The sequence below is a fragment of the Cupriavidus sp. FW305-27 genome (genome assembly GCF_058787995.1).
This window is the reverse complement of the sequence record NZ_JBYTAG010000021.1, coordinates 60,819-83,602: the sequence shown is the minus strand read 5'-3', so window position 1 is coordinate 83,602 and position 22,784 is coordinate 60,819. Positions and strand designations below refer to the sequence as shown.

Here is a 22,784-nt window from a genome sequence, read left to right as displayed (position 1 = left end):
CCGTGCGCCAAGGCAAGAAGGGCCGGCGTTGCCGGCCCTTCTTGCCAGTTGGATCCCGATCAGAAGCGGTAACCCACCCCCATGCTGAACAGCCACGGATCCAGGTTCACCTTGGATACCTTGACATCCCCCGCCTTCACATCGCTCGACAGCCAGATCTTCTTGATGTCGGCGTTGAGAAACCAGTTTTTGGTCAGCTTGTAGTCCATGCCGATCTGCAGCGCGGGACCGACGCTCCAGCTATCGAGCTGCAGCGAGTTGTTGGCGATGTCCGCGCCCCAGATGCGGGTGAAGTTCAGGCCCGCGCCGATATATGGGCGGAAGGTACCGTTGGGGATGAAGTGGTACTGCACCAGCAGCGTCGGCGGCAGATGCTTGAAGGTGCCGACCTTGTTGCCGTCCAGGTAGACGTCCTGCTTCTGCGGCACTGTCAGCACCAGTTCGGCGGCGATGTTCGGCGTGAAGAAGTAGGTGACGTCGAACTCGGGAATCCACTTGTTGTTGACCGTGATGCGGTCCGACGGGCCGACGCCGCCGACGGGGTCGGAGCTGTTGGCCATGTCGAGATAGGTGCCGCGCAGGCGCACCATCCAGTTGCCCTGGGCATCGTCCGCGGCGGCGGCAGGGGTGGCGAAGGCGCCGAGCATGGCGCAGGCGGCGATGGCGGAACAGGTGACCCGGGTGCGGAGAGAGAGTGTTTTCATGAGGTTCTGCTTGGTCTGGTATCAAATCCGGACCCAGTTTGGCCGAGCAGGCCGGGTTGGGCTTTGACCCAAGACAAGTAGAAGGGAACGTGGGCTGGCTGCGTCGCGCAGGCGCTACAGCGAGGAAGGCGCCGTGGTGTGCCAGCTGCGCCGACGCTTCTAAACACATGCGGAATTATTCGTGGCGCGGTGCGATGCTGCCCCTTACGCTGTGCGAAAGATCCGAGCACGCATGCAGCGTGTGCGGATCGGCACCGAGCATGTCGTGGGCGTCCGCAAGGGCGTCTTTCCGGGTGTGCCCCGTGGGGGCGGGGCACACCGGTTTTCTTGCGGCGGCTTGCGGTGTCAGGCGTCGGCGGCCTCGGCGGACTGCGGGGCCTGCGCCGCGCCAAAGCCGGCCTGCAGGTGCCGGTTCACGCCCGAGATCACCGCGCGCAGCGATGCCGTGACCAGGTTGGCGTCGATGCCGGCGCCGAACCCTGTCGGCGAATCGCCCACGCGCACTTCCACGTAGCAGGCCGCGCGTGCATCCGCGCCGGCGCTCATCGCATGCTCGTGGTAATCCATCACGCGTACCGGCAAGTCCAGCGCATTGACGAAGGCATCGATGGGCCCGTTGCCGGTGCCGCGCACGCTGCACGGCTTGCCGTCGCGCACCATCTGCACTTCGATCTCCGTGGCGCCGCCGCTGTCAGATACCAGCTGGTGCGATACATAGCGCAGCGGTGTCTGCTGCGCGAGGTACTCGCGCTGGAACAAACCATGAAGATCATCGGCACTCGCCTCGAGCCCGGTGTCGTCGGTCATGGCCTGCACCGCGCGGCTGAATTCGATCTGCAGGCGGCGCGGCATGTAGATGCCATGCACCTGCTCCAGCAGGTAGGCCATGCCGCCCTTGCCGGACTGGCTGTTGACGCGGATCACCGCGTCATAGCTGCGGCCCAGGTCGGCCGGGTCGATCGGCAGGTAGGGCACTTCCCAGATGCCGTCCGGCTGCTGCTGTGCAAAGCCCTTGCGGATCGCATCCTGGTGCGAGCCCGAGAACGCGGTGAATACCAGGTCGCCCACATACGGGTGGCGCGGATGCACCGGCAGCTGGTTGCAGTGCTCAACGCACTGGCGCACTGCGTCGATATCGGAGAAGTCCAGCCCGGGTGCCACGCCCTGCGTATAGAGGTTGAGCGCCAGCGTCACCAGGTCGACATTGCCGGTGCGCTCGCCGTTGCCGAACAGGCAGCCTTCGACGCGGTCCGCGCCCGCCATCAGCGCCAGCTCCGCGGCGGCCACCGCGGTGCCGCGGTCGTTGTGCGGGTGCACTGACAGCGCGATGTGTTCGCGCCGTGCCAGGCGGCGGTGCATCCATTCGACCTGGTCGGCGAACACGTTGGGCGTGCTGCATTCGACCGTGGTCGGCAGGTTCAGGATCATTGGCCGGTCCGGGCCGGCCTGCCAGGCCGCAGAGACGGCGTCGCTGACTTCCAGCGAGAAGTCGAGCTCGGCCAGGCTGAAAGTCTCGGGCGAATATTCATAGGCCCATGCCGTGCCAGGCATGGCATCGGTCAGCGACCTGATCAGGCGCGTGCCCGAGACCGCGACCTCCTTGATCTCTTCACGCGAGGCATTGAAGACGATGCGCCGCCAGGCTGGCGCGATCGGGTTGTACAGGTGCACCGTGGCCCGCGCTGCGCCGCGCACGGACTCGACGGTGCGGCGGATCAGGTCTTCGCGCGATTGCGTCAGCACCACGATGTTGACGTCTTCGGGGATGCGCTGCTCCTCGATCAGCATGCGCACGAAGTCGAAATCGGTCTGCGAGGCGGCGGGGAACGCCACTTCGATTTCCTTCAGGCCGATTTTCACCAGCTGCTCGAAGAAGCGCAGCTTGCGCGCCGGGTTCATCGGCTCGATCAGGGCCTGGTTGCCGTCGCGCAGGTCGGTGCTCATCCAGCGCGGTGCGCGCGTGATGGTGCGGGCGGGCCAGGTGCGGTCAGGGATGTCGACGGTGGCGGCGGGGTGGTACTTGGTGGCGGGATTGCTGAGCATACGGGGTCTCCTTCCTCGCTAAGGGAAGTAAAGGAAAAACGGAAGAAACGGTGGCGAAAGGCTGCCGAACTGCCACGGGGCACTAGGCCCGGCAACCGGTCGATAGGCTTAGCAGTAGCGAGGAAGCGCGCAGGGCGCGGCCCGATGCCAGGGCAGCCAGCACGCGCGCGCGGGCAGCGATGCGGGACGCATCGGCAGCCTGGCTGAGTGTGCTGGTGTAACGGTTCATCGTGCCTGGAGGAGGAGGGCCGGGGCCGCTCGTGGTTGGTGCGCATCCGGCAGGAGCCGGATGACTGGCAAAGGTTAGTCGACAAGGCCGGCCCCGGTCAAGCGTGGGGGAGCGCCGGGTGCGAACGTGGCCCGATCGGGGGGCTGCCATGCGCGGGTTGCGCCAAACGGCTGGGGCCAGGTTGCGGCCGGGACCCTGCCGGTCATGTTTGCCTCGCCCGAATGGCGGTGCCGCTGCGCTGAAAGGATGAATCACGCGCATGCTCTGTGCGCTGCGCCTCAGTCCTCTGGCCGGTATTGCGCTGGCATCTTTGTGCCTAGGCTGGTAGCGCGGGAAAAAACACATGACTGGGGGGGAACATCATGAGACTGAGAACGTGGGCATCCTGGCTGGCGGGCGCTGCCATGACCATGCTGCTGGCAGCGTGCGGTGGCGGCGGTGGTTCGAGCACGCCCGCCACGCCAAACGCAGGCGGTTCCACGCCGCTGACCTATACGGTGAAGATGAGCGTGACCTCGGGCGAGGTCGGCGTCGGCCGCACGATCACCATCAGCGCGCTGGCAGTGGACAGCAACGGCATCGACGTCTCCGGCAACACCACCTTCAGCTGGACCAGTACCGACAGCGGCATTGCCACCGTGGAGCCGAGTGCCACCACGCCGGGCAGCGCCGTGGTCAAGGGCATTGCAACCGGGACGACCACCGTCCAGGTGGTGGCGAGCGTCAAGGGCGCCGACAACACCACGGTGCAGCTGCCCGCGCAATCCGCCACCATCACCGTGGTGCCGGCCTCGGCGCTGAGCTACAGCCTGTCGATCCCGAACAGCAGCCTGTCGATGAGCGACGGGCAGACGCTGCCGGTCAAGGTATCGCTGGTCGACAGCAACGGCGCCGATGTGTCCGCCAGCGTCAACAGCTGGGCATGGTCCAGCAGCGGCTCCGCGGTCCAGGTCACTGCCAGCCAGAACAGCGCCACGCTGAAGGCGAGCAACAGCTCACCCACTGCCGTGGCCACGGCCAGTGTCTCGGTATCGGTGACAGCACCGGACGGGCATGCCATTGCCGGGCTGATCGCGGTGACAGTGCAGAAGAACGGCGCCGCCGCCTATCGCGTGGTGACGATTAAGGGCGGCCGCGAGGTGAATGCGCTGCAGGTCTTCAGCAACCGTCCGGAAACCTTCACCTCGCGTGTGCTGCGCCACGATGGCCAGGACGTGACCGCGGAGTTCGACGGCGCCTGGACCTACACGGCGACCTCGGCCACGCTGTCCGCATCGGAAGCGGCGGGTACGCATGACGCCACGGTCAGCACCAGCCTGGCCAACGACAAGGGTCCGGTCCAGAGCAGCCTGACGGTGACGGCTGTCAGCACCAGGCTCGGCGAACGCCGCAGCGCCACGCTGACGGTGACCGAGAACCCGGTCTGGGCGCTGGTTGGCGACAACCAGGATCCGATGACGCTGCTGCTGATGCCGCCGATGAGTATCCCGGTGACCGCGCGCATGAAGCACCTTGGCGACGATGCGCAGTACACCGCGTGCATCAACTGGGCGTGGACCAGCACCGGCCCGGTGGAGTTGTCGCCTGGCGTCGCGGATCATCAGAAGAACGTCACTGGCACAGCGCAGGGCGACTTCACTCTTACCGTGACCTGTAATGCCGTCGCCGACAATACGCCGCTGAAGCTGGTCTTCTACGGTACGGTCAAGTAAGCAGCAGGTTCCCGCGCCTGGCGAAACGCCCTCCATCCGGAGGGCGTTTCGCTTTGTGGGCAAATTGCAGGCTGCCGGCAAAGCGTACCCGTTTCTGCGTGACCGGCGCCAAGCGTTTCAGGTGCTGCCGGGGCAGGCCAGCATAGGCGTCGGGACAAGGCTGAGCCTGCCTTTGCGGGACGTCCCCTATATGCGCACCAGGCAAGCCAGTGCGCAAAGCGTACCCGTTTCTGCGTGCGAAAGTGCCAGCCCTTCCAGGCACGTTTTATCGCCGCTGGACAGCCTGCAGGCGAGCGCAAAGCGCTGCCTCCGCGCCGGGCGGAAGCAGCGGGCGTACCCGTTTCTGCGTGGATCTGTGGAGGAGGAAATCGCGCCGTTCAGCGCTTGGGCACGAAGCGAATCACCTGTTCGGCAGGCTTGTCCTGCGTGCCGGAGGTGGTGCCGGCGGTGTTGGATCCGCAGGTATTGCAGCCGCCGTCGTCGCAGCCGCTGGCGCAGCCCGCTGCGGCTTTCGGGGCCAGCCAGCGCACCAGCCGGGCACGCCAGCCGGTGGCGGCGCCGCCGCCCAGGCGCGCGGCCAGCGCCGCCTTGACGCGCTCGCGCGTGCGCGGCGCGTAGCGCGCGATCACCGACACCGCGCATGCCAGCACGATCAGCGGGACCAGCAGCGTTTCGATGGCGTGGTAGAGGGTCATGGCGGCGCGGTGCCTCAGCTGAACATCAGCGCGACGCGGTAGGTCACGAAGGCCGCCAGGTAGGCCAGCCCGGTCAGGTAGGCCGCCGACAGCGCCATCACCTTCCACGAGTCGGTCTCGCGCCGGATCACTGCCAGCGTGGAGATGCACTGCGGTGCGAACACGTACCAGGCCAGCAGCGACAGCGCGGTGGCCAGCGACCATTGCGCGGCGATCATCGGCGCCAGCTGCGTGGCCACGGTCTCTTCGCTGCCCGACAGCGCATAGACGGTAGCCAGCGCGCCCACGGCCACTTCGCGCGCGGCCAGGCCCGGCACCAGCGCAATGCAGATCTGCCAGTTGAAGCCCACCGGTGCGAACACCTTCTGCAGCGCATGGCCGATCATGCCGGCAAAGCTGTAGTCGATGGCCGGCGCGGTCGCGCCCACGGGCGCGGACGGGAAGGTCGACAGGAACCACAGCAGCACCGTCAGCGCCAGGATCACCTTGCCCACCCGCGACAGGAAGATGCGGGCACGCTCCCACAGGCCGATGGCCACATCGCGCGGATTGGGGATGCGGTACGACGGCAGCTCCATCAGCAGCGGATGGTCGGTGCGGTCGCGGCGGAAGAACTTGAGCGCGTAGGCCACCACCAGCGCGCTGACGATGCCGGCCACGTACAGCGCGAACAGCACCAGCCCCTGCAGGTTGAACAGGCCCATCACGGTGCGCTCGGGGATGAAGGCGCCGATCAGCAGCGCATACACCGGCAGCCGTGCCGAGCAGGTCATCAGCGGCGCCACCAGGATGGTGGTGAGCCGGTCGCGCGGGTCCTGGATGGTGCGCGTGGCCATGATGCCGGGGATGGCGCAGGCAAAGCTGGACAGCAACGGGATAAACGAGCGCCCCGACAGCCCCGCGCCCATCATCAGGCGGTCCAGCAGGAAGGCCGCGCGCGGCAGGTAGCCGGATTCCTCCAGCGTCAGGATGAACAGAAACAGGATCAGGATCTGCGGCAGGAACACCACCACGCTGCCCAGGCCTGCGACCAGGCCGTCGACCAGCAGGCTCTTGAGCATGCCGTCGGGCAGGTAGGCGCCCAGCATCTCGCCGGCCCAGTGCACACCGCCCTCGATGCCGTCCATCAACGGCTCGGCCCACGAGAACACCGCCTGGAACATCAGGAACAGCAGCAGCGCCAGCAGCAGCAGGCCGATCACCGGATGCAGCACGATGCGGTCGAGGCGGTCATCCAGCGCGGCGGTGCGCGCCGGCATGCTGACCGCGGCCGCCAGCAGGCGGTTGACCTCGGCATGCACGTCAATGTCGTTGGCGGGTTCCGGCGTGACCGGCGGGGCCGGCGGCAGGGTGTCGTCAAGCAGGCTGACCAGTGTCGCGGCGCCGTCGCGCTTCACCGCCACGGTGCTGACCACCGGCACGCCCAGCGCGGCCGACAGCTTGTCGCGATCGATCTGGATGCCGCGCCGCGCGGCGGCGTCGCTCATATTGAGCACGACCACCATGGGCAGGCCCAGGCGGCGCAGTTCCAGCACGAAGCGCAGGTGCAGGCGCAGGTTGGTCGCATCGACCACCGACACCAGCAGGTCCGGGCGCTGCTCGCCGGCACGCCTGCCCAGGCAGACATCGCGCGTGATGGCTTCATCGAGGCTGGCCGCGTGCAGGCTGTAGGCGCCCGGCAGGTCCAGGATGCGCACCTGGCGCCCGGCCGGCGACACGAAGTAGCCTTCCTTGCGCTCGACGGTCACGCCCGCATAGTTGGCCACCTTCTGGCGGCTGCCGGTCAGGCGGTTGAACAGTGCGGTCTTGCCGCAATTGGGATTGCCGACCAGCGCAATGCGCAGGGCGGAAGTGGAAGGAGCTGTAGACATAATCCGGGGGAAGGCTCAGGCAGTCCGTTTTGCGGACGGTTTGGCGGTCTGGTCGCCGCCCTGCGTGGCGGGGGCGATGCTGGTGACCGAGGCGCTGGCGACCGCTACGCCGATGCGTGCCGCTTCCGAGCGGCGCAGCGCAAAGCGGGTGAAGCCTACCTGTGCCACCAGCGGGTCCATGCCGAAGGGGCCGTAGGCGATGATCTGTACGGCTTCACCGGGGACGAAGCCCAGTTCGCGCAGGCGGCGCGCGACCGGGTCTCCCGGGGTGGCGTCGTCCACCGATTGCACAACGGCGGGCGTGCGCCGTGGAAGTTCAGACAACCGCATCATGCTTCCAGTCCGTGGCGCGGTCTGCCGCCAAGCGGTCAGCGCGACCACGCCGGGGTGTGTAAATGAAAATCGTTTTCATTGTATCGTAATTGAGGCATGGCGTTGCCCCTCAAAGGGCGGGCACGCCGGCCTGCTGCCGCCGTCATTGCGCCGCAGGCGGCAAATGATAACCGTTCGGGGTATGGGTGGCTGGGGGGCGCGGGCGGCCTTGGCAACGTTTCCCGGGCCTGACGTCACGCGCGACCGGTGCCGCAGGGCGCGGGTAGAAGTGTAGAAGGCTGCGCATGAATTCAGCCTGATGCAGCACAGTTCGGCTTTGCGAAGCCGAATGCAACCAGCCTCATGCAGCGCCAATCAATTACTGCATTTGCGTTATTGGATGCCGTAAGCGGGCAGGGTTAAGCTTCAAGCACGCTGAACACCCCGTTCCACGCGTACTTCACAAGCCATCGGTCTATGGACCGGTGGCTTTTTCTTTGGGGCTGCCGTGGGCGGCGGCTGTCATCTCCCGCACCATGCCGACGAAATGGTCGCGCGCCGGATGGTCCGGCGCCGTCTTCCACGCGCAGTAGACCTCCGAGCGTACCGACGAGTCGGCCAGTGGCCGGAACGCGGCCCCGGCCATGCCGGAGCGCGCCAGCGCCGCCGGCACCACCGCCACGCCCATTCCCTGCGACACCAGCGACACCACCGACAGCCAGTGCCGGACTTCATGCCGGATCTGCGGGTAGAAGCCCTGCGCCGCGCACATGTCGAAGATGCGGCTGTAGTAGTCCGGCGAGGCCTTGCGCGAGAACAGCACGAATGGCTTGCCGCGCAATGCCGCCAGCGGCAACTCCGGCAGCGCGGCCAGCGCATGGTCGGCCGGCAGGCAGCAGACAAAGGGCTCGCTGTGCACCAGCGTAGCCTGCAGCGTGTCCGGCACGCGGCCGGTGTGGATAAAGGCGACGTCGAGTTCGTCGTGCAGCAGCGCGTCGATCTGCTCCTGCGAGTTGAGCTCGGTCAGCGCCACCTGGATGCCGGGATAGGCCGCCTGGAACGCGCGCAGCGTCTGTGGCAAGCCGCGATACAGCATCGAGCCGACAAAGCCCACCCGCAGCCGCCCGATCGCGCCCGCCTCGATCTCGCGTGCCAGCACCCGCGCCGCCTCGGCCTGCGCCAGCAGCGCCGTGGCCGATTCGCGGAAGGCCCGTCCGGCCGCGGTCAGCCGCACGCCGCGGCTGTCGCGGTCGAACAGCCGCGCCCCGACCGAGGCCTCCAGCTGCTGGATATTGAGCGACAGCGGCGGCTGGGAAATGGCAAGCCGGCGCGCGGCACGCCCGAAGTGCAGTTCCTCGGCCAGCACGAGGAAGTAACGCAGGTGGCGGAATTCCATGGCGATACAGAATTTATATTGATCAAGCCAATTTTAGAATTAGACGCGAATCCTTGGGGTTTCAATAATGGAGGCCAAAGGGGCCGCAAGCCGGCACCGTCCAATCCCAGGAGACCCGCCATGCCATCCAGCGCCGTGCGCGACACCACACTTCAAGCCCCTTGCGCCGCACCGGCCGCTGCCCACCCGGTACCGGACCGCCAGGGCGGCAGCCTGTTTGCCGCCGACCCCGACCTGCGCGCGCTGCTGCCGCTCTACCTGCCGCCCGACCTGTTCAACCACCTGCTGCCGCACCTGGAGCGCATGGGTGCGCTGGCCGGCGGCGTGCTCGACGAACTGGCCGGCGTGGCCGACCGCCATCCCCCCGAACTCACCTACCGTACCCGCGCGGGCGTGGATGCGCAGCGCATCGACAAGCATCCGGCCTATGTGGAGATGGAGCGCGTGGCCTTTGCCGAATTCGGCCTGGCGGCGGCGTCGCACCGCGGCGGGGTGCTGGGCTGGGACAAGCCCATGCCGCCAGCGGCTAAGTATGCACTCACATATCTGTTTGTGCAGGCCGAGTTCGGCCTGTGCTGCCCGCTCTCGATGACCGATTCGCTGACGCGCACGCTGCGCAAGTTCGGCGACCCGGCGCTGGTCGGGCGCTACCTGCCCAACCTGACCACCCAGGTGTTCGATGATCTGCACCAGGGCGCGATGTTCATGACCGAGCAGGGCGCCGGCTCCGACGTCGCCGCCACTGCCACCCGCGCGGTGCGCGACGCTTCGGCCGAGGGCGGCTGGCGCCTGCTGGGCGACAAGTGGTTCTGCTCCAACCCCGATGCCGCGCTGGCGATGGTGCTGGCGCGCGTGGAGGATGAGGCCGGCAACGCCGTGCCGGGCCACAAGGGCGTGTCGCTGTTCCTGCTGCCGCGCAAGCTGGCCGATGGCAGCGACAACCACTACCGCATCATCTGCCTGAAGGACAAGCTGGGCACGCGCTCGATGGCCAGCGGCGAGATCCGGCTGGAAGGCGCGCATGCCTGGCTGGTCGGCGAACCCGGCCGCGGCTTCGTGCAGATGGCCGACATGATCAACAACTCGCGCCTGTCCAACGGCGTGCGCGCCGCCGGCCTGATGCGCCGCGCGCTGACCGAGGGCCTGTTCATCGCACGCGAGCGCCAGGCGTTCGGCAAGCGCCTGCAGGACATGCCGCTGATGCGCCGCCAGCTGCTCAAGCTGACCCTGCCCACCGAGCAGGCGCGTACCATGGTGTTCCAGACCGCCGAAGCGCTGCGCCGCGCAGATGCCGGCGAGGCCGACGCCTACCCGCTGATGCGCATCCTGACGCCGCTGATCAAGTTCCGCGCCTGCCGCGATGCGCGCAAGGTCACCGGCGACGCCATGGAGATCCGCGGCGGCTGCGGTTATATCGAGGAATGGAGTGATCCGCGCCTGGTGCGCGACGCCCACCTTGGCTCGATCTGGGAGGGCACCAGCAATATCGTTGCGCTCGACGTGCTGCGGGCGGTCCGCCGCGAAGGCGCGCTGCCGGTGCTGCAGGCACACCTGGCTGGCCTGCTGGCCGATACGCCGATGCATGCGGCGGCGCGTGCCGTGTTCGAACGCGCCATCGCCGCCGCTGCGAATCTGGCCGCGCAAGCCGCCGATGCCGGCGCCGACGGCGAACTGATGGCGCGCCAGGCGGCCTCGGCGCTGTACCACGTCACCAGCGCGGTGGCGATGGCCTGGGAGGCCGGGCGCATCGGCTCGGTGCGCCGCATGCGGCTGGCGCAGCTGGTGCTGCGCCATCGCGTGCTGCCGCAGGACCCGCTGGCCGCGCAGGCCGAGCCCGAATGGCTGGCCGAGACCGTCGCGCCGGTTGACGGCACCGTGCGTGCCGCCGGCGCGGTCGACCAGGTCAATGTGTTCTGACCGGATCCACGTCCGGCACCAATCCCCCGCAAAACCATCCTGCCCCGAGGCGGGAGACGTCCTATACCCAGGAGACAACGCCATGAAACTCTGGCACCGCGTAGCGGCCATCGCCGCCTGCTCGCTCTTTATCGCCCCCGCCTTCGCGCAGAAGGACTTTCCGTCCAAGCCGATCATGATGGTCGTCACCTACCCGCCGGGCGGCCCCACCGATGCCATGGCGCGCACGCTTGCCGCTGCGCTCAAGACCAGCCTTGGCCAGCCGGTGGTGGTGGAAAACCGCGCCGGCGCCGGCGGCAACATCGGTGCCGAGGTGGTGGCGCGCGCCGAGCCCGACGGCTACACGCTGATGTTCGGCACCTCGGCGCCGCTGGCGATCAACGTCAGCCTGTACCGCAAGATCAACTACGACCCGGTCAAGAGCTTCGCGCCGGTGATCCAGATCGGCCAGCTGCCCAATGTACTGGTGGTCAACCCGTCCGTGCCGGCGAAGAACGTCGCGGAGCTGATCGCCTATGGCAAGGCGCACCCGGGCAAGCTGACCTATGCCTCGTCCGGCAACGGCGCCTCGTCGCACCTGGCGGGGGTGCTGTTCAACAACGTCACCGGCACCGATTTCCAGCACATCCCGTACAAGGGCACCGGTCCCGCGCTGAACGACCTGCTGGGCGGGCAGGTCAGCATGACCTTCACCGATGTGCTGACCGCGATGCCCTTCATCAAGAGCGGCAAGGTGCGCGCACTGGGCGTCACCACCAAGGCGCGCTCGCAGGCGCTGCCGGATGTGCCGACCGTGGCCGAGCAGGGCGTGCCAGGTTTCGATGTATCGGTGTTCTTCGGCGTGGTCGCGCCCGCCGGCACGCCGCCCGAAGTGATCGGCAAGCTCAACCGTGCCTTTGCCGATGCGCTCAAGCAGCCCGAGGTGCGCAAGACCCTGCAGGCGCAGGGCCTGGAGTTCGCGCCGTCGACCACGCCCGAGCAGCTTGGCGGCTTCGTCAAGGCCGAGGTCGGCAAGTGGCGCGCCGTGGTGCAGAAGTCCGGCGCCCAGCTTGACTGAACCGCACAGGAAAACCAGCCATGACCCAAACCAGCCCCGGCGCGCTCGCCGGCATCCGCGTGGTCGACCTGTCGCGCATCCTGGGCGGCCCGTACTGCGGCCAGATCCTGGGCGACCACGGCGCCGACGTGCTCAAGATCGAACCGCCGCAGGGCGACGACACCCGCACCTGGGGGCCGCCGTTCAAGGACGGCGTGGCCTCTTACTACTTCGGCCTGAACCGCAACAAGCGCGTGATGCGGCTGGACCTGACCGCCGAGGCGGATCGTGAAGTCCTGCTTGCGCTGCTGGCCGAGGCCGACGTGCTGGTCGAGAACTTCAAGACCGGCACCATGGAGAAGTGGGGGCTGGGCTACGACACGCTGTCCGCGCGCTTCCCGCGGCTGGTCCATTGCCGCGTGTCCGGCTTCGGCGCGGATGGCCCGCTGGGCGGCCTGCCCGGCTACGACGCCGCCATCCAGGCCATGTCCGGCATCATGAGCATCAACGGCGAGGCCGATGGCGATCCGCTGCGCGTGGGTTTGCCGGTGGTGGACATGGTGACCGGCCTGAACGCCGTGATCGGCGTGCTGCTGGCACTGCAGGAGCGCGCGCGCAGCGGGCGCGGCCAGTTCGTCGAGGCCGCGCTCTATGACTCCGGCCTGTCGCTGCTGCATCCGCATGCGGCCAACTGGTTCATGAGCGGCAAGACGCCGCAGCGCACCGGCAATGCGCATCCCAACATCTACCCGTACGACACGGTGGCGACCGCCACCGACCCGATCTTCCTGGCGGTGGGCAACGACCGGCAGTTCCGCATCCTGTGCGAGCACCTGCGGCTGCCTGCACTGGCCGATGACGAGCGCTATGCCACGGCGGGCGCGCGCTCGGTGAACCGCGTGGCGCTGAAGGCGGAACTGGAAGCCAGGCTGTGCGAGTTCGATGGCAAGGTGCTGGCCGACGAGCTGGTGGCCGCGGGCGTGCCCTGCGCGCCGGTGCTGTCCGTGGCCGACGCCTTGCAGCATCCGCATACGCAGCACCGCGAGATGGTGGTGGAGATGGAGGGTGGCTACAAAGGGCTGGGTGCGCCGGTCAAGCTGAGCCGGACGCCGGCGACGTACCGGTATGCGCCGCTCACCGAAGGGGACGAGTTCCTGGATTAGACGCGACGTTGCCGCGCGGCAAACGAAAAGGCGGCCATATGGCCGCCTTTCTTCATTGATTCCGGCTAGCTCATCACCCCGGGATCATCCCCGGCAACAGGTAAGCCTGCACCACCGTCATGATGCCGATGATCACGGCAAACAGCAGGCTGTGCTTGACCGTGAAGCGGAACAGCTCCGACTCCTTGCCCACCAGCCCGGTCGCCGCGCAGGCCACGGCGATCGATTGCGGCGAGATCATCTTGGCCGTGACGCCGCCGGTGGTGTTGGCGGCGACCAGCAGCGTGTCCGACACGCCGATCTGATGCGCCGTGGTGTTCTGCAGCGCGCAGAACAGCGCATTGGACGAAGTGTCCGAACCGGTCAGGAACACCCCCAGCCAGCCCAGGAACGGCGAGAAGAACGGGAAGGCCGCGCCGGTGCCGGCCAGCAGCAGCGCCAGTGTCGACGACATGCCGGAGTAGTTGGCGACAAAGGCGAATGCCAGCACCAGGCCGATCGACAGCACCGGGCGCGCCAGTTCCACCAGGGTCTCGGCAAAGGTGGCCAGCAGCGTGCGCGGCTTCATGCGCAGCAGCACCGCCGAGATCAGAGCGGTCAGCAGGATGGCGGTGCCGACGGCGGAGAGCAGGTCGAGCTTCAGCACCGCGTCATAGGCCTTGGGCGTGGCCACGATCGGCGCGGCCTTGATCACCATCTGGTCCAGCCCGGGGATCTTGAACTTCAGCACCGTTCCCGCCAGCGCGCCATTGGCCGCGAACAGCGCCTTGAACGGCTGCAGGCTCCACACCGTGACGATGGCGGTCAGGATGCCGAACGGCGCCCACGCGCGCAGCGTCTGCGCCAGGGTGTAGGGCGAAGCCTTGCGGCTGGACATCGCACCGCCGAAGCCGCCGCCGAAGCCAGCCAGCGCGACGGTGCCGCCGCTGACATTGCCGCCGGCACGCTGCGACGCGCTGCGCGGCTGCCATACCTTCAGGAACGCGGCCAGCGACACCAGGCTGACCAGTGCCGAAGTGATGTCCGGCAGTTCGGGCCCGATATGGTTGGAGGTGAAGTACTGCGTCACGGCAAAGCTGCCGCCGCACACCAGCGCCGCCGGCCACGTCTCGCGCACGCCCTTGGCGCCGTCCATCATGAACACCAGCCAGAACGGCACCAGCAGTGACAGCAGCGGCAGCTGGCGGCCGGCCATGGCGCCGATATGGAAGGGATCGATGCCCGTGACCTGACCGGCCACGATGATGGGGATGCCCATCGCGCCGAACGCCACCGGCGCGGTATTGGCGATCAGGCACAGGCCTGCCGCATACAGCGGGTTGAAGCCCAGGCCCACCAGCAGCGCCGCGGTGATCGCCACCGGCGCGCCGAAGCCCGCCGCGCCTTCCAGAAAGGCGCCGAAGGCAAAGCCGATCAGCAGCATCTGCAGGCGCTGGTCGTCGGTAATCGACAGCACCGAGGCGCGGATCACGTCGAACTGGCCGGTCTTGACCACGATCTTGTAGAGGAACACCGCGGTCACGATGATCCATGCAATCGGCCACAGCCCATAGGCAAAGCCGAAGCCGGCCGAGGCCAGCGCCTGCTGCGCAGGCATGCCGTAGGCGAAGATCGCCACGGCCAGCGCCAATAGCAGCGTCACGGCCGCGGCGACATGGCCCTTCATGCGCCAGACGGCCAGCGCAATGAAGAAGAACAGTATGGGAATGGCTGCCGCCAGCGACGACAGCCACAGGCTGCCCAGCGGTGTATAGAGTTGGGTCCAGGGTTGCACGGTTTAGTCTCCTGCTTCGGTGGTGTTTCGGGAAATCTTTGTTTTGTTGGTGAACACAGCCGCGAGCGGTTCCGCTCGCGCCCGTGATGACGGATTACTCCGGCTGCCCCTTCTCCTTCAGCAAGTCCGCCAGGCTCTTCGCCGCCGGCTTCAGCGGCGTGCGGTGCTGCGTCCATCCCATCTGCTTCGACGGCGTCAGCGCGCGCAGCCGCGTGGCGGCCCAGCGGAACAGCCGGTACGTCGCCGGGTGCGAATACGCGCCGCTCCAGAAACGCCACACCAGGTGCTCGCCGCGGCTGTACTTGGCGCCTTGGCCGCGCAGCGGGTTGACGACCTGCTCTGCGGGATCACGGTTGGCCTCGGTGCGCAGGCGCACCAGCAATTGCGGAATCGGAATGCGCACCGGGCAAACTTCGCCGCAGGCGCCGCACAGGCTCGAGGCGGTGGCCAGGTCGGCGGTGGCGTCCAGCCCCAGCAGGTGCGGCGAGATGATCTTGCCGATGGGGCCGGGATAGGTCGTGCCGTAGGCGTGGCCGCCGATGCGCGTGTAGACCGGGCAGTGGTTCATGCATGCGCCGCAGCGGATGCATTGCAGCGTGGCGCGCAGCTGCGTGTCGGCATAGGCCTGGGTGCGGCCGTTGTCGAGCAGCACCAGGTGGACCTCGCGCGGGCCGTCGCGCTCGCCGGCGCGGCGCGGCCCGGAGATCAGGTTGAAGTAGGTGGTGATGGCCTGCCCGGTGGCCGAGCGCGTCAGCAGCGTGGACAGCGGCACGATATGCTCCAGCCGGGCCACGACCTTCTCCATGCCCATGATGGCGATATGCACGTCGGGCACGGTGGTGGAAAGCCGGCCGTTGCCTTCGTTCTCCACCAGCCACAGCGTGCCGGTGTCCGCGGCTGCGAAGTTCACGCCGGACAAGCCGATATCCGCTTCGACAAAGGCCTGGCGCAGCGCACGGCGGCCGGTCTGGATCAGCGCGTCGACATCCTCGGTATAGGGCGTGTCGGGGATATGCGCCTGGAACAGCTGCGCGATATCGCCCTTGGTCTTGTGGATCGCCGGCATCACGATATGCGAGGGCTTTTCGCCGGCCAGCTGGACGATGTACTCGCCCATGTCCGACTCGATGCAGTCCACGCCGCGCTCGGCCAGGTAATGGTTCAGCTCGATCTCCTCGCTGGCCATCGACTTGCCCTTGATCACGCGCTGCGCCTGCTTCGATGCCGCGATGCGGTGGATGATCGCGTTGGCTTCGTCGGCGTTCTCGGCCCAGTGCACCTGCACGCCGGCGGCGGTGAGCTTTGCCTCCAGCTGCACCAGCAGGTCCGGCAGGTTGGCCAGCGCGTGCTGGCGCACCGCCTCGCCCAGGTCGCGCAAGCGTTCCAGCTCATCCGCGTCGGGGAACTGCGCCAGGCGCTTGCCCTGCAGGAAGTCCATCGCGCCGCGGAAACTCTGGCGCAGCTTGGGATCGTCCAGCGCTTCGCGGGCGCGTGCCTTGAAGTCCTGCGGCGGAACAAAATTCAGTGCGTGCTGGCTCATTGCCCGGCCTCCGCAGTGTCGGTCTCGATCACGACCCACAGCCGGCGCGGACCATGCGCGCCGTAGGCCAGCGTCTGCTGGATGTCGGAGGTCTTGGAGGGGCCGGAGATCAGCACCAGGTTGGCCGGCATGCCGTCGGACCAGCGCTCGGTGCGCACGGCCATATGCAGGTCGGCGTGCAGCGTCGAGGCGCGCACCAGCGCGACATGCAGCGGCGGCACCAGCGACACCGTGCGTGGCGAGCCCGCATCGGGCGCGACCACCAGCGTGCCGGTGGCGGCAATGCCGGAGCGCGCCACGGTGAAGCCGGCATCGATGGTGTCGAACAGCTCCGCCTTCCACGCTTCGATCGGGCGGTCGTAGCCGATGGCTTCGATGTGGGCCGGCAAGGCGGCCGCCAGTGCGGCACCGGCCTGGCTGGCGGGATCAAGCAGCAGGCGCTTCACGCCGGCATTGGCCAGCTCAGTGGCCAGCAATGCCGGCCAGGCCGCTTCGCTGGCGCACCAGACCTCGGCATGCAGCCCTTGCAGTGCCGCCTGCATCGCGCCGGCCAGTTCGCCAACGGCTGGCGTGCCATGGCGGCGTGCCTCGAAATGGCCGTCGATGCGGCGGTCGAGTTCCGCGGTGCCTGGGGACGGTGCAGGCGCGGCGGCGCGCAGCCGGCCGAGCATGCGTTCGCGGGCGCCGGGCGTGCTCATGCGGCACCTCCGCTACGGCGCCACAGGAAGGTGGCCAGGTGCTCCACCTGCAGCGGGGCGCGGTCATGCGCCGCGGTATGGCCGATATTGAGCAGGCAGCCGCAGTCGGCCGAGACCAGCCGGTCGCAACCGGTGGCGCAGGCCGAGGCCACCTTGTCGCGCACCATGGCGCCGGAGATATCGGGATGCTTGAGCGAGAAGGTGCCGCCGAAGCCGCAGCACTCGGACTCGCGTTCATGCTCCACGCGGGTCACGCCCGGCAGCGCGTCGACCAGGGCCACGCCGTGCTGGCGCGTACCCATTTCTCGACGGGCGCCGCACGAGGTATGCAGCACGATGCGCTCCTGCGCCTGGCCCGCCGCTGCGGCATCGCCAAAGTCCACCTTCAGCACATGCAGCAGGAATTCGCCCAGTTCATAGATGCGTCCGGCCAGTTCCAGTGCCTTGGGGCCGGCCACCGGATCGTCGGCAAAGAGCTGCGGCCAGTGGTGGCGCATCATGCCCGCGCATGAGCCCGATGGCACGATCACCGGCCAGGGCTGGCTGAACAGGTCGAGTTGGGCGCGCGCCACCGCACGGGCCGCGTCGGGGTTGCCGCTGCTGTAGGCGGGCTGGCCGCAGCAACTCTGGCCGCGCGGGAAGTGCACGGTGAGCCCTTCGCGTTCAAGCAACCGCACGGCGTCGAGGCCGGCCTGCGGCACGAACATGTCGACCAGGCAGGTGGCAAACAGGTAGGCCTGCGTGGGGGCAGGGCCGGTGGGGTACTGACGATCCTTCATGTCTCGCTCCGGACGTGCTGGGGTCGCACGTTTCGGCGCATAATTCCCGCTTCCGCGCGGCGGTACAAATTGGTTGGACCAATCTGCCCGACGACGCGCGCAAGCTCAGGAGCGAGGACACACGGCATGACGGCAGCGGCAGCAAGGCACGGGCGCACCCGCGGACGCGTGGAGTCGGTCATGCGCCGGATCGAGACCGCGCTGCTCGACGGCACCTGGCCGCCCGGCACGCGGCTGCCGGCCGAGCGGGTGCTGGCCGGGCAATACGAGGTGGCGCGCAACACCGTGCGCGAGGCGATCCAGCGCCTGGCCGCGCGCGGCCTGCTGCAGAGCCGGCGCGGTGCCGGGGTCTACGCCACCGACCAGCTGCGCGCCGGCATTGCCTCGCCCTGGGGCCAGCTGGTGGCCGACCACCCCGCGCTGCGCGACGACATCCTGGAGTTCCGCCGCGTGCTGGAGGGCGCGACCGCGTATTTTGCGGCGCTGCGCGCGGATGCCGCTGACGTGAAGCGGATCCGCGCCCTGATGGCCGAGCTGGAACGCGCGCGCGCCGCCGACGACAAGCAGGCAGAGGCCGATGCCGATGCGCAGCTGCACGACGCCATTGCCCAGGCCTCGCACAACACCATGTTCCTGCACCTGCATACCAGCGTGATCGGCATGCTGCGCGAGCACATCACCATCAATGGCACCGGCCTGCGCGAACAGGACGACGGCGCGTCAGACCTGTTGCTGCTGCAGCATCGCACGCTGTGCGATGCGATTTGCGCGCGCCGCCCGGAAGAGGCGCGCACCGCCATGCAGACCCATATCGACTTCGTGCGCAGCCGGGTGGAGCAGGACGGCGCCTGAGCAGGCATTGGTCCTACCACCGCCGCGGCGAGCCGGCTGCGGCACTCAGATCAGTCCGGCGCCGGCCAGCTCCCGCTTCAGGTAGGCATAGAAGATAGGTCCGGCGATCACGCCCGGGATGCCGAACAGCGTTTCCATCAGCAGCATCACCATCAGCAGTTCCCACGCCGCGGCCTGGATGCGCGCACCGATGATGCGCGCGTTCAGGAAGTACTCCAGCTTGTGGATCACCACCAGGAACACCAGCGACGCCACCGCGATCGGCAGCGACACCGACAGCGAGGCCACCACGATGGCCGTATTGGAAATCAGGTTGCCCAGCACCGGCAGCAGCCCGGCAACGAAGGTGATCACCACCAGCGTCTTGGTCAGCGGCAGGTGCACACCAAAGAGCGGCAGCATCAGCAGCAGGTAGATCGCCGTCAGCACGGTGTTGATGGTGGAGATCTGGATCTGCGCGAAGATGAACTGCGAGAACGCCTGCTGCAGCGTGCGTGCGCGCGCCACCAGCGCCGCGGCCAGCGGCCGGCGATTGGGCCGAACCACCGCGCGGTACAGCGCCACCATCGCGCCGATCACCAGCCCGATCAGGATATGCACCAGCGTGCGCAGCACCTCGGCGCCCAGCTTCTGCGCCATCGCGGCATGCTCGCGCAGCGTCTCGATCAGCGTGTTGGCCAGCTCGTCCACGCCCTTGGGCAGCGCATCGCTAAGCCACGGCGGCATCTGCCCGCGCGAGCGGTCGATGATGTCGGCCACATGGTTGAGCAGCCCGTCCAGGGTATTGCCTTCGCCACTGACAAAGCGCACCAGCAGCCAGCCCGCCAGCGTCAGCCCCAGCAGGATCAGCGCCGACAGGATGGCCACGGCCAGGGCGTCGTGGCGCTGGTGCAGGCGCTGCAGGCGCGGCGCCAGCACGTCCACCAGCGAGTACAGCAGCAGGCCGGACAGCAATGCCGCCACCAGGTTGGCGTGGAGCACGGTCCACAGCGCCAGGGCGGTCAGCAGGTAGGCGACGGTGCCGACGCTGTACCACGCGGCCGGCAGCAGGCGCGGGGTGGCGGTCGGGTCTGGGTCTTTCATCGGGGTCTCCGGCATGCAATTTGCTCAAAATTTATTCTGGATTCTCGCCGATCCAGATGTTGTTCCTGAGTCAGGCCGTGTGCGCTGAGGCGATGTTGGCATCACGGCACACGCAAAGGCTGTCTATATTAGGGGGAATCGCGCCCGGCAAGGCGCCCGGCGCACCGCTGTCATCGTTTTCTCCAGAGTCCAGGAACGGAACGCATGGCCTACACCCACACCATCGGCACCCACCACCACGTCTTTGCCGACCTGCGCACGCTACTGGCCCGGGCCAGCCCGGCGCGTTCCGGCGACGCGCTGGCGGGCGTTGCCGCGGCCAGCGAGCAGGAGCGGATGGCCGCGCGGCTGGCGCTGGCCGAGGTGCCGCTCAAGCAGTTCCTGACCGAGGCGCTGGTGCCGTACGAGGACGACGAGGTCACGCGCCTGATCCTGGACCGGCACGATGGCGCGGCCTTTGCCGCCATCGGCGCCACTACCGTGGGCGACCTGCGCAACTGGTTGCTGCTGCATGAAACCGACAGCGCCATGCTGGCGCGGGTGGCGCCGGGCATCACCCCGGAGATGGCCGCCGCGGTCAGCAAGCTGATGCGCAACCAGGACCTGGTGGCGGTGGCGCGCAAGTGCCAGGTGGTGACGCGCTTTCGCAGCACGGTGGGGCTGCCGGGCCGGCTCTCGGTGCGGCTGCAGCCCAACCACCCGACCGACGATCCCAAGGGCATTGCCGCGTCGATCATCGACGGGCTGCTCTATGGCTGCGGCGATGCCACCATCGGCGTCAACCCGGCTTCGGACAACCTGGGCGCCATTGTCTCGCTGCTGCGCATGATCGACGAGCTGCGCAGCCGCTTCGACATCCCCACGCAATCCTGCGTGCTGACCCACGTCACCAATACCCTGCGCGCGATCGGGCAGGGCGCGCCGGTGGATCTGGTGTTCCAGTCGGTGGCCGGCAGCGAGCGCGCCAATGCGGCCTTCGGCATCAGCCTGGCGCTGCTGGCCGAGGCGCACGACGCCGCGCAGGCGCTGGCGCGCGGCACCGTTGGCGACAACCTGATGTACTTCGAGACCGGGCAGGGCAGCGCGCTGTCGGCCAATGCGCACCACGGCGTCGACCAGCAGACCATGGAGGCGCGCGCCTACGCGGTGGCGCGCGCGTTCGCGCCGCTGCTGGTCAATACGGTGGTGGGCTTTATCGGTCCCGAATACCTGTACGACGGCAAGCAGATCATCCGCGCCGGTCTGGAAGACCACTTCTGCGGCAAGCTGATGGGGGTGCCGATGGGCTGCGACGTCTGCTACACCAACCATGCCGAGGCCGACCAGGACGACATGGACACGCTGCTGACGCTGTTCGGCGTGGCCGGAATCAATTTCATCATGGGCGTGCCCGGCGCCGACGACATCATGCTCAACTACCAGAGCACTTCGTTCCACGATGCGCTGTACCTGCGCGAGGTGCTGGGGCTGCGCCCCGCGCCGGAGTTCGAGGCCTGGCTGCAGCGCATGGGCATTGCCGATGCCAGCGGCAGGCTGCTCGAGCCCGCCGCGCGCCAGCCGCTGCTGCAGATGGCCCACAGCCTGTAAGGTACAGCCGATGATGGCCAGACGCCCGCCTCCCGCCGATCCTGCCAACACCGATGCCGATCCCTGGCAACGCCTGCGCCAGTTCACGCGCGCGCGTGTAGCGCTGGGCCGTACCGGCCACAGCCAGACCACCGATGCGGTGCTGGCCTTCGGGCTGGCCCATGCGCAGGCGCGCGATGCGGTGCACCTGCCGCTGGACGTGGGCGCGGTCACCGCGGCGCTGGATGCGGCGGGGGTGCCGAACCTTGCCGTGCACAGCGCCGCGCCGGACCGCGCGCACTACCTGCGGCGCCCAGACCTGGGCCGGCGCCTGGACGATGCCAGCCGCGCGCGGCTGGCCGCGGCACGCCCTGGCGAGGCGCCCGATGTGGTGTTCGTGGTTGCCGACGGTCTGTCCGCGCTGGCCACGCAGACGCACGCGCTGCCGTTGCTCGATGCCACCCGCCCGCGCCTGCCGCTGACATGGCGCATCGGCCCGGTGGTGGTGGCCGAGCAGTCGCGCGTGGCGTTGGGCGACGAGATCGGCGAGCTGCTGGGCGCGCGCCAGGTGGTGATGCTGATCGGCGAACGGCCGGGCCTGAGTTCGCCCGACAGCCTTGGCATCTACCTGACCCATGCGCCGCGCACGGGCCGCACCGATGCCGAGCGCAACTGCATCTCCAACGTGCGCCCCGAAGGCCTGCCGTATGCGCAGGCCGCCGACCGGCTGGCCTTCCTGCTGCGCGGCGCGGCGGCTTTGGGCCGCTCGGGCGTGGACCTGAAGGACGACAGCGTGCCGGCGTTGCCTGAAGGCTGAAGCGTCTCCCTCGCTCACCCGCCCGCCAGCAGCAAAACGGCCGCCACGCGGGTTAGCAACCCGCGTGGCGGCCGTCCAGTGGCCAATAAAAGGCGCCGCTTACATCATGCGGCGCGAAAACTGCCCGTGCCCAGCGTCCGACATCAACTTCGAGAACTGCTCGCCGCTCATGTGCACCAGTTCCTGGTGGTCGCCGCCTTCGAAATACACGTCGGGCTGCGCCATCAGGCTGTCGTCCACATAGGTCTGCATGCCGTAGGCCATCGCCACCGGCGGGATCGCGCCGAGGTCGCAATCCTTGAAGATCTCGCGGATCTCGTCCTCATGCGCCAGCACCAGGTTGCGCCCGGTCTGTTCGCAGATGGCGGCCATGTGCAGATGGTGGCTTGAAGGAATCACGGCAGCCACATAGCCGCGGTCATCCTCCAGCAACAGCGTCTTGGCCAGCCGGTCCCCGGGAACATGCGCTGCCTCGGCAGTGGCCATGCTGCTGAGGGTATAAGGGTGGCGGATGATGTCGTACTGGGTGTTCTTGCTGCTCAGGCAGCTTGCAAGCGTGCTAGCCAGGGCCATGGTAGCTCCTCAGGTGCGGATGCG

General features: G+C 68.1%; 19 protein-coding genes. 7 read left to right on the top strand and 12 right to left on the bottom strand.

The window, feature by feature from the left end; translation table 11 throughout:
* Positions 1-59 precede the first annotated feature (59 nt).
* Both AC3WRI_RS12790 and leuA read right to left on the bottom strand, forming a co-directional pair.
* Complete coding sequence (locus AC3WRI_RS12790) at positions 60-704, bottom strand: OmpW/AlkL family protein (protein ID WP_011616341.1); 645 nt, start codon at positions 702-704, stop codon at positions 60-62.
* Between the two features lie 345 nt (positions 705-1,049).
* Positions 1,050-2,747: a 2-isopropylmalate synthase gene (leuA, locus tag AC3WRI_RS12785; RefSeq protein ID WP_011616342.1), complete on the bottom strand. Its 1,698-nt coding sequence runs from the start codon at positions 2,745-2,747 to the stop codon at positions 1,050-1,052.
* A 591-nt stretch (positions 2,748-3,338) separates the two neighbouring features.
* On the opposite strand from leuA, the gene AC3WRI_RS12780 reads away from it, so the two are divergent.
* The gene (locus tag AC3WRI_RS12780; protein WP_492293398.1) at positions 3,339-4,688 is read left to right on the top strand and encodes a hypothetical protein; all 1,350 of its coding nucleotides are present in this window, start codon (positions 3,339-3,341) and stop codon (positions 4,686-4,688) included.
* Positions 4,689-5,065: 377 nt separating this feature from the next.
* Here the strand turns inward: AC3WRI_RS12780 and AC3WRI_RS12775 are convergent, their stop codons facing one another.
* From AC3WRI_RS12775 to AC3WRI_RS12760, 4 genes are all read right to left on the bottom strand, one after another.
* Positions 5,066-5,383, bottom strand: a complete 318-nt coding sequence (locus AC3WRI_RS12775; RefSeq protein WP_010814070.1) for a DUF6587 family protein — start codon at positions 5,381-5,383, stop codon at positions 5,066-5,068.
* Positions 5,384-5,397: 14 nt separating this feature from the next.
* Entirely contained in the window at positions 5,398-7,254 is a 1,857-nt protein-coding gene (gene feoB / locus AC3WRI_RS12770; RefSeq protein WP_492293397.1) for a ferrous iron transport protein B, read from the bottom strand.
* Between the two features lie 15 nt (positions 7,255-7,269).
* A complete protein-coding gene (locus AC3WRI_RS12765; protein WP_041687895.1) occupies positions 7,270-7,584 on the bottom strand; it encodes a FeoA family protein in 315 nt (104 codons plus the stop codon).
* A gap of 457 nt (positions 7,585-8,041) precedes the next feature.
* On the bottom strand, positions 8,042-8,962 hold the full coding sequence (locus AC3WRI_RS12760; RefSeq protein WP_439669568.1) for a LysR family transcriptional regulator: 921 nt from the start codon (positions 8,960-8,962) through the stop codon (positions 8,042-8,044).
* A gap of 120 nt (positions 8,963-9,082) precedes the next feature.
* On the opposite strand from AC3WRI_RS12760, the gene AC3WRI_RS12755 reads away from it, so the two are divergent.
* The 3 genes from AC3WRI_RS12755 to AC3WRI_RS12745 all read left to right on the top strand — a co-directional run bounded on the left by AC3WRI_RS12755 (position 9,083) and on the right by AC3WRI_RS12745 (position 13,078).
* Positions 9,083-10,879 (top strand): acyl-CoA dehydrogenase family protein, encoded by a 1,797-nt coding sequence (locus AC3WRI_RS12755; protein ID WP_492293396.1) that lies wholly within the window; start codon positions 9,083-9,085, stop codon positions 10,877-10,879.
* An 82-nt stretch (positions 10,880-10,961) separates the two neighbouring features.
* On the top strand, positions 10,962-11,936 hold the full coding sequence (locus tag AC3WRI_RS12750; protein ID WP_010814065.1) for a Bug family tripartite tricarboxylate transporter substrate binding protein: 975 nt from the start codon (positions 10,962-10,964) through the stop codon (positions 11,934-11,936).
* A gap of 20 nt (positions 11,937-11,956) precedes the next feature.
* On the top strand, positions 11,957-13,078 hold the full coding sequence (locus AC3WRI_RS12745; protein WP_011616346.1) for a CaiB/BaiF CoA transferase family protein: 1,122 nt from the start codon (positions 11,957-11,959) through the stop codon (positions 13,076-13,078).
* Between the two features lie 73 nt (positions 13,079-13,151).
* On the opposite strand, the gene AC3WRI_RS12740 is transcribed toward AC3WRI_RS12745, so the two are convergent.
* The 4 genes from AC3WRI_RS12740 to AC3WRI_RS12725 form a co-directional block, all read right to left on the bottom strand.
* The gene (locus AC3WRI_RS12740) at positions 13,152-14,852 is read right to left on the bottom strand and encodes a lactate permease LctP family transporter (protein WP_010814063.1); all 1,701 of its coding nucleotides are present in this window, start codon (positions 14,850-14,852) and stop codon (positions 13,152-13,154) included.
* 94 nt (positions 14,853-14,946) lie between these two features.
* Positions 14,947-16,392, bottom strand: coding sequence for a LutB/LldF family L-lactate oxidation iron-sulfur protein (locus AC3WRI_RS12735; RefSeq protein WP_010814062.1), 1,446 nt, complete (start codon positions 16,390-16,392; stop codon positions 14,947-14,949).
* A complete protein-coding gene (locus AC3WRI_RS12730) occupies positions 16,389-17,090 on the bottom strand; it encodes a LutC/YkgG family protein (RefSeq protein WP_010814061.1) in 702 nt (233 codons plus the stop codon). The genes AC3WRI_RS12735 and AC3WRI_RS12730 overlap by 4 nt, the downstream gene beginning before the upstream one ends.
* Positions 17,087-17,869 (bottom strand): (Fe-S)-binding protein, encoded by a 783-nt coding sequence (locus tag AC3WRI_RS12725; RefSeq protein WP_010814060.1) that lies wholly within the window; start codon positions 17,867-17,869, stop codon positions 17,087-17,089. The genes AC3WRI_RS12730 and AC3WRI_RS12725 overlap by 4 nt, the downstream gene beginning before the upstream one ends.
* Positions 17,870-18,049: 180 nt before the next feature.
* Between AC3WRI_RS12725 and AC3WRI_RS12720 the strand changes: the two genes are divergently transcribed.
* The gene (locus AC3WRI_RS12720) at positions 18,050-18,721 is read left to right on the top strand and encodes a FadR/GntR family transcriptional regulator (RefSeq protein ID WP_010814059.1); all 672 of its coding nucleotides are present in this window, start codon (positions 18,050-18,052) and stop codon (positions 18,719-18,721) included.
* A gap of 45 nt (positions 18,722-18,766) precedes the next feature.
* Here the strand turns inward: AC3WRI_RS12720 and AC3WRI_RS12715 are convergent, their stop codons facing one another.
* Positions 18,767-19,804: an AI-2E family transporter gene (locus AC3WRI_RS12715; RefSeq protein WP_010814058.1), complete on the bottom strand. Its 1,038-nt coding sequence runs from the start codon at positions 19,802-19,804 to the stop codon at positions 18,767-18,769.
* 204 nt (positions 19,805-20,008) lie between these two features.
* On the opposite strand from AC3WRI_RS12715, the gene AC3WRI_RS12710 reads away from it, so the two are divergent.
* Together AC3WRI_RS12710 and eutC are read left to right on the top strand one after the other, a co-directional pair.
* Entirely contained in the window at positions 20,009-21,391 is a 1,383-nt protein-coding gene (locus tag AC3WRI_RS12710; RefSeq protein ID WP_492293395.1) for an ethanolamine ammonia-lyase subunit EutB, read from the top strand.
* A 10-nt stretch (positions 21,392-21,401) separates the two neighbouring features.
* Positions 21,402-22,187: an ethanolamine ammonia-lyase subunit EutC gene (eutC, locus tag AC3WRI_RS12705; RefSeq protein ID WP_492293394.1), complete on the top strand. Its 786-nt coding sequence runs from the start codon at positions 21,402-21,404 to the stop codon at positions 22,185-22,187.
* 99 nt (positions 22,188-22,286) lie between these two features.
* Here eutC and AC3WRI_RS12700 read toward each other — a convergent pair whose 3' ends face one another.
* On the bottom strand, positions 22,287-22,760 hold the full coding sequence (locus AC3WRI_RS12700; protein ID WP_010814055.1) for an aminoacyl-tRNA deacylase: 474 nt from the start codon (positions 22,758-22,760) through the stop codon (positions 22,287-22,289).
* Between the last annotated feature and the right edge of the window lie 24 nt (positions 22,761-22,784).